This window comes from Pseudomonas sp. 313, from assembly GCF_000316965.1.
In the GTDB taxonomy this organism is placed as follows: domain Bacteria; phylum Pseudomonadota; class Gammaproteobacteria; order Pseudomonadales; family Pseudomonadaceae; genus Chryseomonas; species Chryseomonas benzopyrenica.
The window spans coordinates 23,632-35,770 of record NZ_ANBZ01000020.1 but is presented as its reverse complement, the minus strand read 5'-3'; the positions used below and the strand labels follow the sequence as shown (position 1 = coordinate 35,770).

The following is a 12,139-nucleotide window of genomic DNA, read 5'->3' as shown; positions in this document are numbered from 1 at the left end:
AGATCAGGAGCGCAGTCAGCAGCAGATGGACGGGTTGGCCAGCGAGCTTCAGCTGAAGGACAGCCAGCTCAGTGCTATGGCTGAGGAGAACGCCAGTCTCGCCGAGCGGCTTGCCGAGGCAGAAGGGCAGGCGCAACTAGCTCGGGACCAGCTCGCCGAGAGCCAGGCTGAGCTGAGCCTGGCGCTCGCCCAGAAGGCTTCCGTAGAAGCGGCGAGCGCAGAGCATCAGCGTTCTGCTTCCGCAGCTGAGGAGCGCCTTGCTGATACCCAGGTCGAGCTCCGCGAAATGCGCAATCGGCTTGCCATCGCTCGCTCCGAGGCTGATAGCGCCGCGGGGCAAATCCAGGAAATGGAGCGCACGCGCGCCCAGGATCTAGAGATCCTCGCAGAGCTGCGGGTGGAGAATCGCGCCCTGGGTGACAAGCTTGCTCGGGCCGACGCCGGCCGGGAAGCCGCGGAACGTTACTTGGAGCGCGTGCAGAAAGACAGCAGTACTCGAATCGCAGCATTGGAGCGCCAGCTTGCCAAAGCGGCTTCGAAGCCGGCTTCAAGGGGCACCGGTAGGGCACCCCGGGCAGCTAGCCCTGCTTCCGGGGAATGACCGTGGCCGAGCAGTTCGAGGGCTTCCACGTTTACGGCGGATCTGCCGCGCTGAAGTTCGAGGTGGTGCTGAATCAGGCGCAGGAAACCGTGCTCGCAGTGGACGGCGCCGGGCGCAAAGGATCCAGCGAAAAATTCGACTGGTCCGAGAAGCTGACGCTCCAGATTACGCCTCGCGAAATGCCGGCGTTCATGTGTTGCGTCCTGGGAATTACGGCAACGTTCGAAGCGCGCAATCACGGCGCCGCCGGCGACAAAGGGCTGACCCTGGTTAACCAGCCTGAGCGCGGTGTGCTCTACCTTCGCCTGCTCCAGCAACGCCAATCGATCAACGTGCCGATCACCCCGGACAAGGTCTTCCATCTTGGTGCCCTGGGCATCCGTGTGCTGGCCAAACAAGTTCATCTGGACGTACCGACATGCCTGGCGATGTTGCGGGGCACGGCGGGGCGATTGCTGGTAGCGCCAGGACGCGAGTAATCCACCAGCTCGAGCTGCACGTAGCATCTGCTGCAGAAAAGCACCTCAACCGCGATTTACGCGAGGCGTCGAACGGTCCGCTTCGCTGGGCGCTGGCTATCCAGATCCAGCGTCATAGCATCACCCTGGCCATGACAGCTGGATCGGCAGTAGTCGGCACTTTCCTGTGGCTTTGGGGCTGAGCCGAACCGGTGTTCATCGACGAGCGCTTCTTGGCCACGTTCTACGCGAGGTTTCCGCCCTTTCCAGGCATGAACTGCTCATATCAGAGCGCTGGTGGCAGAGACAATGGCCGTCAAGCGAGCGGCGTTCGCCCCGTCTCGGGTAGACATGCCTGGGCTCTGCACTATGGAGTGGTCTCTTGAAACCCATACCTATGAAGCGAGAGAGCTACGTCGTCCGTAACTGGCCGTGGCTCGGCCTGCTGCTGTTGGTCCTATTCATCTGCACGTTCGGTTGGTTCACACGCGGCCTCGATCCTGCACCGGTTGTTGAGGTGCATCCAGGCTGGTATGGCTTCGTAGTTGCTGAGCTGCTTGGCCTATGTGCGCTCGAGGCGCGAGCAACTGATACTGCGTCCGCCCGGGTGATCAGCCGCCTTGCCATCGGCGGCGTAGGCGTGGCCATTGTCTGGATGTGCTTTTTCGCCGGCTAAATGGAGATGACGGGACGGCTCCGACCTGCTGAGCGCTGGCAGGTGTGTCAGCCTCTTGCACGGCGCCACCGGCCCCCCTGTGGATCACCGGTACCCCCAGTTGCGGGGCACTGCTGGCCGACTACGGATCGCCGCGAGTGGCGAGTATCGGTACGTCTCAACCTGTGAGCAGGTGCCGATACAGCAGCTCTTGGATGTCCTGCCCATCACGGAAGATGGCGAGCACGACGGTTTCGCGCCGCGCCTCGTCGACCAGATATCCCGCTCGATAGCCAGACTTGGAGATCTCGCGATACCTGGTGATACCAAACTCGGCACCGGCGGCGGCAATCGGGTGAGCGAGAGGGGACTTCCGGAGCTCGATGGCGACCTCGTCAACGACGCTGGTCATCTTTGCAACTGCGTCGGGGCGAGAAACCGATTTTGCGAGGTGGTGCACCTGGTCATGCGCGCAGGTCCTCGCCGAAGCGCTGAACCGGACCTGGAAAGCCCTGGCTGTCATTTGCTATCGCCCCCGAACCGCTGTTGCAGGCCTTCTTTCAGCTGCTCGGATGATATGTGCTTGCCACCCTCGTACTCCTTGGATCCCAACGCCAACAGCTTGACCAGGGCGATGGACTCATCGCGGCGGACACGATCCGCATAGGCCTCGATCACATAGGCTGGCTTGCCATTCTGGGTAACAATCATTGGCTCAGTGAGCTCAAGATCGGCCGCATTCTTTTTCAGGTAGCTGATTGTTTCGACTCGCATTGATAGATCCCAATGTTCACTGCAATGCGGCCCACTCTATCGTTTATCGGCCCAAATTAGAACCAAATATGGTCCTATTCTTTCGGCGATGCATTCTTGTGTCAGGGCTGGAGGCATTTCCGGCACCGCTGCGCAGCCCTGCGCTGGCCGGCAGAACTTGGTGCTGCTGCGTCGACCTCGATCGTCAGTTGCCGCCCGCGCCGCCGCGCGGCGCAGGCCGACCGACAGGACCTGGTGCAGCTGCAGACCCAGTTCAACCTCGATCACCAGACGTCTCCGGTGCCTAGACCGCGTAGTGCGGTGATGCATTCTCGCGTTGACTGTCATAATCTGGGGAGCAGATTGCAATCAAAGGCGTCCATCACGACTGTTTGACGAGGGGGTCATTGATGCGTAATATGATTCACAAGAGCGCGAAACCAGCTGCCCCGCAGCGGCTATAGCTGGCGTAGGAACCTCGTTGATAGTTGCGGTATCAGCGTCAGGTGAGACCTCTTCATCCTGGTCTGAGGATGCAAATATCAGGCAAACACTCTTAGGGCAGCTCATAGCTGCCCTTTTTCTTTGCTCTCGATTTCATATCGGCGGAACAAGAGCTCACCATGACGATGCTTGTTCATCGACCTGGCGTCGCTATGCATGAAGTTCCAGAGCAACAGCCCATCTTTCACAGTCACGACCACAAGCATCTGATTCTTGGCCTCATATGCCCCGATGAAGGCCAGCCGGTAGTCGTCATTGGTATAGAGCACCTTCCAGACCTCGAACGGGCCGGTGAGGGTATCCAGGGCATAGCCAACATACCTCTCCCTGGCATCCGCGCGCTTCTCGACGATGTGGGGAAGGCTGTCCCGTAGAATCCGCACAGCACCTACAGGCGTAGTTACATCCACAGAGGTGACTCCGCCAGTAAACCCAAATTGAGTAGCTATGCACTCAACCGCATCGTCAACAGTTGCTGCTGGCGCTACTAGCTCAGGAGCTAGCGCCCTAAGCTCGCGGGTAAGGGAGCGAAGGTCCGGTAGCTGGTGCTCCTTCCAAGTCTGCTGGCCTGAAGCCTCACGGATCATCATCCGGGGCGTTTCAGCCGACATTGCCAGCTCCAAACTTCAATGACGGCATCATTCGGTTGGCCTATTGATCGCCTCGACAATAGCTTCACAGGGACCGACGATGCGTCTGATTAGGGCCTCTAGTTCGGCAATTTTCTGGTTGGCGACCTCTAGCCGGGCTGTATTACGAACCCCTAAGTTGGCAGCCTGGATGATTGCCTTAGAGGCTGTTTTCTCTCCGGTCAGAGCAGAAAAGGCCTCGATTTCCTCATCGGTAACGTTACGAATAGTCAGCGCCATGACTCAATATATCCTGATAGCAAAGTCGCGTATCAATGCGGATCTGGTGGGGAGTATTGATTGCATTTTAACGTTTTTGATAGCAAAAAGGTATTCAGAAAGACTACTTTCACGCGTAATAGCTCGCGGGGCTTGATCACCGGGTGGCGCAAGATCCGCCGCGCTGGACCGCAGGACCTGGCGCAGATGCAGATTCTTGCTGCCCCCGATCATCCACTGCAGCTGGCGCCGCTGCGCGGTCTGGAATGGCCGGCGGGACCTGGCGCGGCTGCAGATCCTGGTCTGCCCCTATTACCAGCTACAGCCGGCGCCGCTGCGCGGCCCGGCTTGGCTGGGCATGGCCGGAAGCGCAAGGTGCAGCTGCAGACCTTGATCGACCTCAATCACCATTGGCTAGCAAGTCTCGCCATCCGCCGATCCGAAGTAATGGATGCGGCGGATCGTAGCTATCAAGCAGCTTCGTGGTAAGTCACGCGCGAAGTACCAGGGTGGTGATGTCGGTGTGACGCAGCATGTGAGAGGTCTGGCTGCCCAGCAGGAAGCGCCTGGCGGCAGAATGGCTGTAGGCGCCCATCACCAGCAGGTCGGCCCGAGTGGCATGCACCCGGTCGGGAATCGCCTCCTCCGGATGCCCGGCGACGAGATGCGTCGTCACCGTGCTGCCACAGGACCTCAAGAGATCCGCAGCGGCTTCCAGTCCGGCCAGCCGGGCCGGGGTGGTGTCGCCGACCTGCAGGATCTCGCCCTCGAGCCCCGACAGCAGCAGACTCTTGGCGACGCGCAACAGACCCTGGTGAGTGGTTTCGCTGCCATCGTAGGCGACCAGAAAGCGCCGGGGCTCGATGAAATCGGCAGCGCAGACCAGGATGGGCTTGTGCAGCATCCGCACCACCGTTTCCAGCTGGCTGCCGATCCCACGGCTGCCGGAGTGCTCACCGCGCTTGCCGATCACCAGCACGCCCAGCTCGGCCTCCAGTTCGCGCAGGGTATCCGCCAGATAGTCATGGCGCTGAAGCGTCGTCGGAGCCGTCGCCACCCCCCGCGCGTGCAACCGCTGCAGGGCTCCGGCCAGCAGCGCCTCGCCGTCGGCCCGCGCCAGGCGGGCACGCTGCTCGTCCAGCCGGGCCAGCGCTTCGAGCAGGTGCTCGCGCGAGCCGAGGCCGATGGCGCCGCTGGTGTCAGGTGAGGTCGGATAGAGGCTGCGTTCCAGGACGTGCAGCAGGGTGATGGGCAGCGCCAGGCGGTGGGCCAGCCAGGCACTGTGGTCGCAGACACTGCCCGCCAGGGGCGAGCCGTCGATACAGGCGATGATCTTGCTCATGGGTGTCTCTCCTCAGTGGCCCAGCAGTTCGCTGCCGGCCCCCGGCTTGTCGTGAATGCCGAAGCGATCGACCAGAGTCGCGCTGGCCTGGTCGAGGTCGAGCACCTGCACGGTCACGCCTTCCCGGCGATACCTGAGCACGACCTTGTCCAGGGCGGCGACGGCGGTGATGTCCCAGAATTGGGCCGCCTTGAGGTCGATGCGCACCTCGTCGAGCACCTCCTTGAAATCGAAGGAGGCGAGGAAGGCCGCGGTGGACGAGAAGAACACCTGGCCCTGCACCTCGTAGCGGCGTACGCCGGGCGCCTCCAGGCGGGAGGTGATGGTCAGCTGGTGCCCCACCTTGTTGGCAAAGAACAGCGAGGCCAGCAAGACCCCGACCAGCACGCCGAGCGCCAGGTTGTGGGTAGCGACCACGACCACCACGGTGGTCACCATCACCAGATTGGTGGAAAGCGGATGGCGCCGCAGATTGCGGATCGAATCCCAGCTGAAGGTGCCGATGGAAACCATGATCATCACCGCGACCAGGGCCGCCATGGGGATGCGCGCGAGCCAGTCGCCCAGGAACACCACCATCAGCAGCAGGAAGACGCCTGCACAGAGGGTGGACAGCCGCGTACGGCCCCCGGACTTCATGTTGATCACCGACTGGCCGATCATGGCGCAGCCCGCCATGCCCCCAGCAGACCCGCGGCGATGTTGGCGATCCCCTGGCCCTTGCACTCGCGATTCTTGTCGCTGGGCGTATCGGTGATGTCATCGACGATGGTGGCGGTCATCAGCGACTCCAGCAGGCCGACCACGGCCAGTGCCAGCGAATAGGGCAGGATGATCAGCAGGGTGTCGAGGGTCAGGGGCACCTGCGGCCAGAGCAGTACCGGCAGGGTATCGGGCAGCTGACCCATGTCGCCCACCGTGCGAATGTCCAGGCCCAGGGCCAGGGAGACGGCGGTCAGCACCAGGATGCAGACCAGCGGCGACGGCAGCAGCCGGCCTACCACCGGCAACAAGGGGAACAGATAGATGATGCCCAACCCGGCGGCGGTCATGGCGTAGACCTCCCAGCCGACATGGGTCAGCTCGGGCAACTGGGCAAGAAAGATCAGGATCGCCAGGGCGTTGACGAATCCCGTCACCACGGAGCGGGATACGAAGCGCATCAGCGCGCCCAGGCGCAGATAGCCGGCGGCGATCTGCAGCACCCCGGTCAACAGGGTGGCGGCCAGCAGGTACTGCAGGCCGTGTTCCTTGACCAGGGTCACCATCAGCAGCGCCATGGCGCCCGTGGCCGCCGAGATCATCCCCGGCCTACCGCCGACGAAGGCGATCACCACGGCGATGCAGAAGGAGGCGTAGAGCCCCACCTTGGGATCGAGCCCGGCGATGATGGAAAAGGCGATGGCTTCCGGGATGAGCGCCAGGGCGACCACCAGGCCGGACAGCACGTCGTTCTTCACATTGGAGAACCAATGCGTCTTGAGGGTATGCAGCATAGATAACTCGCACCTGTGCCTGACCCGTCGAGCAGGTGGCAAACGCCGGATCAGGCGTGAATGTCAGGGTGGGCAGCCGCCACGTCACGGGCGCGACAGGACGGCAAGCGTCCTTGCAACAGGCAAGGACGAGGAAGGCGCGAGCTATGGGGGACTGGGTTGCCAGTCGAGAGATGGGTATTGCATGCCTGCAATCGTAACACATACCGCGGCGACGGCCTTGGGAGGACAACTGGGCGGTTGAGCACGTTGGAAAATGATCCTGACGAGACCCCGATGTATTAAAGAGGTCCAGCCAAGCCATTTAAATATACCACCCCTACACACACCCTGAACTCCAAATCACCCCTGCACCCCCTCAGCCCGGGCTCGCCTACCGATCACCCGCGCCCCGCGCGCGATAGAAGGAAAAGCAGGAAGGGAGCGAGCTACTAGCCCCATATTTGAACTGACGTCCACCTCAGCGCGGCAGAAGGGAAGGGGAATATAGTGAGAAAAAAGCCTTGCTCATTTCGTCTACTGCGACATTGACAAATTTCTACCGCGCTCTGCTATTTTGTGCCGCTGAGCACTACTTTACGCACTACAAACCTAATCTACTTGAGCTATTGAGCACCGTTACTGCCGTTGACTGCCAATGGCGGCAGCAGATAAGACGAAGGTGGAAACTTTAGTAGAAAGCGTGTCTGCCCTTCTGAACATTCCACGCATGCCCCACCTCCATGATAAGCCATGATCGCGCGTACGATCGCCAGCCCCAACCCATTGCCGGCGGTATGGCGGTCACTGCCACGGTAGAAGCGCTCGAAGAGCCTGGGCAGCTCCTCGGTAGCGATCGGGGGGCCTTGGTTGGTAACCGCCACGCACCCGACGCCGTCTTCTCGCCTAAACAACGTCACCGTCACCTCAGTCCCGGGATAAGCATGTCGAATGGCGTTCGATAGCACGTTCGAGATGGCACGCTGGATCATTAGCGTGTCGCCCTCGACCAGCAGCTGCCCCTCGACGGCCAGCTCGAGTTCGCGCGCCTCGGCATAGGCTTCGAACAGGCTGCAGACCCTGAGCGCCTCGTGCTCGACAGCCACCTTGCCCAATGAACTCAGCGGTTCGTGACTGTCCAGGCGGGCCAGCAGCAGCATGTCCGTGACGATTCGGCTCAGGCGATCCAACTCGTCCAGGGATTCCTCCAGGGCCTGTTGATACGCGGTCTCGTCACGCTTCCGGCTGAGTATCATCTGCGTACGCCCAATGAGGATCCCGAGCGGCGTACGCAACTCGTGGGCAACGTCGTCGGCGAAGCGGTCGAGCAACTGCACCCCGGCGTTGAGGCGCTCCAGCATGGTATTCAGCGCAGTGGCCAGCTCAGCCACTTCTGCAGGCAGGTTGGTGTCGTCGACCCGCAAGGTGAGCTGTCGGGTAGTGATCGACCGTGCGGTACGGCGGAAGCGCCGCAAGGGTGCAAGGCCCTGATAGCCCGTCCACCACGCTGCGGCGCCGATCAGCAGCAGCAGAATCGGCAGACTGATTAGGGCCGCGCGGAGGAAGGCGTCCAGGAGGAAGCTGTCGTTGCTGCGATCCTGGCTCAGCAGTAGCTGCAGTGGCGGTAGCCCTGGAATGGTCAGGTTGGCTCGGGCAGTCAAAAGGTCATGACCGTCATCGGAGTGCCAGGCCAAGGTCTGGGCATCCGGCCAGCGTTCTGGCCGGAGCTCGTCGGCATAGGCATGGGAGCCCAGCCCGTACAGGGGAGTGTCCCCGGTGGCCGACAGCACCGTGACTGACAGCTCCTCGTGGCCGAGCAGCGTATCAGCCAAGCTGTGCTGCCAGGGCGCCTTGGGATCCGTGGGACGCTCTTCCAGGCTGTGCTGGATCTGACCCAATTTGGCTTGCAGCTGGTCGGCAGCGCGCCTGCCCAGCTCTCGATCCAGAACGCTGTACACCATGACGACCAGCAGGATGGCCAACAGCAAGCCCACGCCCGTGACCATCAGCCCCAGGCGCAGGGCCAGGCTCATGGGCCTCACGAACGACGCTCCATCACGTAGCCAACGCCTCTTACGGTATGGATAAGGGCTTCCCCGAAGGGCTCATCGACCTTCATCCGCAAGCGTCGAATCGCAACCTCCACCACGTTGGTGTCGCAGTCGAAATTCATGTCCCAGACCCGCGAGATGATCTCGGTGCGGGAGAGCACTTCGCCCTGGCGCTGCATGAGCAGATGAAGCAGCGCAAATTCCTTGCTGGTCAGGTCGATGCGTTGGTCGCCGCGAAAGGCCCGATGGCGAAAGGGATGCAGTTCGAGGTCGGCCAGTTGCAGGGTCTCGCTGAGCACTCGCGTCTCGCCGCGCCTGAGCAGCGCGCGGATGCGGGCGAGCAACTCCGGAAATTCGAAAGGCTTGGTCAGATAGTCGTCAGCGCCGGCGTCCAGTCCACGGACGCGTTCGCTGGTGCGGCTCTGCCCCGTCAGCAGCATCACCCGGGTCTGCTTGCGTCGGCGCAGCAATTCCAGGACTTCCAGGCCATCCATCGTCGGCAGATTGATGTCCAGCAGGATCAGGTCGTAGTCCTGCTGGAGGGCCAGATGCAAGCCATCGATTCCGGTCGCGGCCCGATCGACCACATAGCCATTCTCCGTGAGGCCCTGCTGCAGATAATCCGCAGCCCGGGCTTCGTCTTCCACTATCAGTAAGCGCATCGTCGGTGTCGGTCGTGTCGAGAGGGCGACGCAGGCTGCAGCCTGTAGCCAGTAGAGGGTCAAGCGACCAAGCCTGCCGCTATCCTTGCCCGGCGGCAACTTCCTTGCAGCTTTGTAATGTTGGTGTCACCGGAGCGATAGGTGGCGCTCCCTAGAGTCGGCTTCGCTATCGAGCGTCGCTCCCTTCGAGCGTCGCGCCTTCTGCACAGGAGCCGCTGTCGTGCCGCTATTCTTTTCTTGTCGACATCCCGCCCTAAGGCACCTGATGGTGCTGGGGCTGGGCCTGCTGCTCGCCGGCGGATCGGCCCAGGCCTCAGCGCTGACCCTGGAGCAGGCGCTGGCCCAGGCCCTGCGCGACAATCCCGACTACCTGGCGGCCCGCCAGGAGACCGCCGCGGCCGCAGGTGCACGGCAGCAGGCAGGCCTCCTGCCCAACCCGGAACTCGCCTTCGAGGTCGAGGACACTCGCTCTGCCAGTCAGACCCGTAGCATCACGCTCACCCAGCCCTTTGAGCTGGGCGGCAAGCGCGCCGCACGGGTGGCGGTGGCCGAGGCCAACGCTGGCGTGGTCGACGCGGACCTCGAGGCGCGCCGTTATGCCCTCCGTGCGGACATCATCCAGGGCTTTTACGAGTTGCTCTTGGCAGAAGAAGCGGTGCGGCTCGCCAAGCAATCGCAGGCGCTGGCCCAGCGCAGCCTGGACAGCTCGGGGGCGCAGATTCGAGCGGGCAAGCTTTCACCGGTATCGGGTACCCGCGCGGAGGTGGAACAGGTCACCCAGCGGCTGGAGCTGAGACGCGCACTGCAGCAGCGTGACAACGCGCGGGTAAGTCTTGCCCGCCAACTGGGTGTCTCAGTGATCGAACTCGGTGAGCCGGTCGGTGACCTGGATCGTCTGCCCGAACCTCCCGGCGAAGCCCGGCTGCTGCAGGCGATCCGCCAGACACCGGCGATGCTCAAGGCGCGGCAGCAGGTAGCCGCCGGGGATGCCGACGTCGATCTGCAGCGCAGCCAGCGCTATCCGGACGTGCGGGTGAGCCTGGGCAGCCAATACGACGAGCTCGAGGGGGAGCGGGTGAATCTGGTGGGCTTCTCGCTCCCGCTACCGCTCTTCGATCGCAACCAGGGCAACCTGCTCGCCGCCTCCAGCCGCGCCGACCAGGCCCGGGATCTACAGCGAGCGACCGAGCTGCAGATTCAGGCCGAGACCCTTCAGGCGCTGCGCGACTGGCGTAGCGCGGCAGCGGACGTCGACGACTTGCGCAACCGGGTGATGCCGGCGGGCCAGCGCACGGTCGATGACCTCACGCGCGGCTTCTCGCTGGGACGTTTCGCCCAGTTGGATGTGCTGGAAGCCCAGCGCGCCCTCATTGCGGCGCGGGGGCAGTACCTGCTCGCCCAGCGGGCGCAGATCGCTGCCTGGGCTCGCCTCGAACGCCTCCATGGCCCGCTCTTCACCTCCCCATGACGCTACAGATCCCGGTAACGAACCGGGTGCGGAGTTCTTGCATGACCATGATTTCATTCAGGCCGAGACTGCTGCGGCCGCTGCTGATCGCGGTAATCGGCAGTGGGCTGCCGTTCGGTACGCTGCAGGCGGGTGCCGGCCACGACCATCCCGAATCCGCTGCACCCCCGGCGAAGGCGGCCGCTGCCAAGGCGGTAACGGCCCCGTCGCACGCGGCTCTGGCCGCAGAAAAGGACGGCCAGGCAGCAGACGAGGGCGCCCATGGCGAGGGCGAAGAGACGCATGCCGAAGGCGAGATCGAGCTGAGCGCGGAGCAGATTCGCGCGGCCGGTATCGAGACCCAGGTGGTCACACCGGTCAGCGTGGGCGCGTCCTTGAGTCTCCCCGGAGAAATTCGCTTCGATGAGGATCGTACCGCTCACGTGGTGTCTCGCACCCCCGGCATCGTCGAGGAGGTGAAGGCCAATCTCGGGGACCGGGTGCGCAAGGGACAGGTGCTGGCGGTCATCGCCAGCGAGCAGCTGTCCGAGGTGCGCAGCGAGTTGGCGACCGCACAGCAGCGTTTGCAGCTGGCGCGCACCCTCTATGCCCGCGAGCAGAGCCTCTGGCAGGAGCGGATCAGTGCTGAGCAGGATCTGCTGCAGGCGCGGCAGACGCTGCAGGAAGCCGAGATCGCCGTCCGCAACGCCCGCCAGAAAGCTCAGGCTCTGGGTGGCGCGGCCTCCGCTCAGGGCGGTAGTCGCTATGAGTTGCGCGCACCCTTCGACGGCGTGGTGGTGGAGAAGCACCTGGTCCTCGGCGAGCGAGTGGACGAAGCCAGCAACCTGTTCACGCTCACCGACCTGTCCCGCGTGTGGGCGACGTTCGCCGTTCCGGCGCGTGACCTCGATCGAGTGACCGTTGGCCGACAGGTGGAGGTGGTTGCAGGAGAGCTGGACAGTCGCACCGAGGGCACCGTGGCGCATGTCGGCAATCTGCTGGGCGAGCAGACCCGGGCGGCGACCGCCCGCGTCACCCTGGCCAATCCGGCCGGCGCCTGGCGCCCGGGTCTGTTCGTCACGGTACGGCTCGCTGACGAGCGCAAGGCCAAGGTACTCGGCGTGCCCAGTGGCGCCGTGCATGTCGTGGAGGATCGCCCCGTGGTGTTCGTCCGGACGGCGGACGGATTTCAGGCGACCCCCGTGGTCACCGGGGTGCGGGACGGTGAGCGCACCGAGATTCGTCAGGGCTTGAGCGCCGGCCAGGTAGTGGCCGACCGCGGCAGCTTCATTCTCAAGTCGGAACTGGGCAAGGGCTCGGCCGAGCACTCCCACTAAGGGCGC

At 63.3% G+C, this 12,139-nt stretch carries 13 protein-coding genes and 1 pseudogene; 6 read left to right on the top strand and 8 right to left on the bottom strand.

The features are described 5' to 3' along the window. From C722_RS0101550 to C722_RS0101540, 3 genes are all read left to right on the top strand, one after another. On the top strand, positions 1-601 hold a 601-nt coding region (locus tag C722_RS0101550), incomplete at its 5' end, for a hypothetical protein (protein WP_017638806.1). Further along, positions 598-1,080: a hypothetical protein gene (locus C722_RS0101545; RefSeq protein ID WP_017638805.1), complete on the top strand. Its 483-nt coding sequence runs from the start codon at positions 598-600 to the stop codon at positions 1,078-1,080. The genes C722_RS0101550 and C722_RS0101545, both read left to right, overlap by 4 nt. 361 nt (positions 1,081-1,441) lie before the next feature. Next, the gene (locus tag C722_RS0101540) at positions 1,442-1,735 is read left to right on the top strand and encodes a hypothetical protein (RefSeq protein WP_132833192.1); all 294 of its coding nucleotides are present in this window, start codon (positions 1,442-1,444) and stop codon (positions 1,733-1,735) included. Positions 1,736-1,892: 157 nt separating this feature from the next. On the opposite strand, the gene C722_RS0101535 is transcribed toward C722_RS0101540, so the two are convergent. The 4 genes from C722_RS0101535 to C722_RS0101520 all read right to left on the bottom strand — a co-directional run bounded on the left by C722_RS0101535 (position 1,893) and on the right by C722_RS0101520 (position 3,840). Beyond that, positions 1,893-2,126 (bottom strand): hypothetical protein, encoded by a 234-nt coding sequence (locus tag C722_RS0101535; RefSeq protein ID WP_169854975.1) that lies wholly within the window; start codon positions 2,124-2,126, stop codon positions 1,893-1,895. A 107-nt stretch (positions 2,127-2,233) separates the two neighbouring features. Continuing rightward, complete coding sequence (locus C722_RS0101530; protein ID WP_017638802.1) at positions 2,234-2,488, bottom strand: type II toxin-antitoxin system Phd/YefM family antitoxin; 255 nt, start codon at positions 2,486-2,488, stop codon at positions 2,234-2,236. A 545-nt stretch (positions 2,489-3,033) separates the two neighbouring features. Next, complete coding sequence (locus C722_RS0101525) at positions 3,034-3,582, bottom strand: PBECR2 nuclease fold domain-containing protein (RefSeq protein ID WP_017638801.1); 549 nt, start codon at positions 3,580-3,582, stop codon at positions 3,034-3,036. A gap of 27 nt (positions 3,583-3,609) precedes the next feature. Further along, positions 3,610-3,840, bottom strand: coding sequence for a hypothetical protein (locus tag C722_RS0101520; RefSeq protein WP_017638800.1), 231 nt, complete (start codon positions 3,838-3,840; stop codon positions 3,610-3,612). Positions 3,841-3,900: 60 nt separating this feature from the next. Here C722_RS0101520 and C722_RS26085 point away from each other — a divergent pair, with 60 nt between their 5' ends. Further along, positions 3,901-4,308, top strand: coding sequence for a hypothetical protein (locus tag C722_RS26085; protein WP_132833191.1), 408 nt, complete (start codon positions 3,901-3,903; stop codon positions 4,306-4,308). Between the two features lies 1 nt (position 4,309). Here C722_RS26085 and C722_RS0101515 read toward each other — a convergent pair whose 3' ends face one another. The 4 genes and pseudogenes from C722_RS0101515 to C722_RS0101500 all read right to left on the bottom strand — a co-directional run bounded on the left by C722_RS0101515 (position 4,310) and on the right by C722_RS0101500 (position 9,349). Next, complete coding sequence (locus C722_RS0101515; protein ID WP_017638799.1) at positions 4,310-5,161, bottom strand: universal stress protein; 852 nt, start codon at positions 5,159-5,161, stop codon at positions 4,310-4,312. 12 nt (positions 5,162-5,173) lie between these two features. After that, positions 5,174-6,657: pseudogene (locus tag C722_RS24525) on the bottom strand (SulP family inorganic anion transporter). Between the two features lie 605 nt (positions 6,658-7,262). Beyond that, positions 7,263-8,669, bottom strand: coding sequence for a heavy metal sensor histidine kinase (locus C722_RS0101505; protein WP_169854974.1), 1,407 nt, complete (start codon positions 8,667-8,669; stop codon positions 7,263-7,265). A 5-nt stretch (positions 8,670-8,674) separates the two neighbouring features. Then, positions 8,675-9,349 (bottom strand): heavy metal response regulator transcription factor, encoded by a 675-nt coding sequence (locus C722_RS0101500; protein WP_026083573.1) that lies wholly within the window; start codon positions 9,347-9,349, stop codon positions 8,675-8,677. 265 nt (positions 9,350-9,614) lie between these two features. On the opposite strand from C722_RS0101500, the gene C722_RS0101495 reads away from it, so the two are divergent. Together C722_RS0101495 and C722_RS0101490 are read left to right on the top strand one after the other, a co-directional pair. Then, a complete protein-coding gene (locus C722_RS0101495; RefSeq protein ID WP_017638794.1) occupies positions 9,615-10,817 on the top strand; it encodes a TolC family protein in 1,203 nt (400 codons plus the stop codon). A 41-nt stretch (positions 10,818-10,858) separates the two neighbouring features. After that, a complete protein-coding gene (locus tag C722_RS0101490) occupies positions 10,859-12,133 on the top strand; it encodes an efflux RND transporter periplasmic adaptor subunit (protein WP_017638793.1) in 1,275 nt (424 codons plus the stop codon). Positions 12,134-12,139 lie beyond the last annotated feature (6 nt).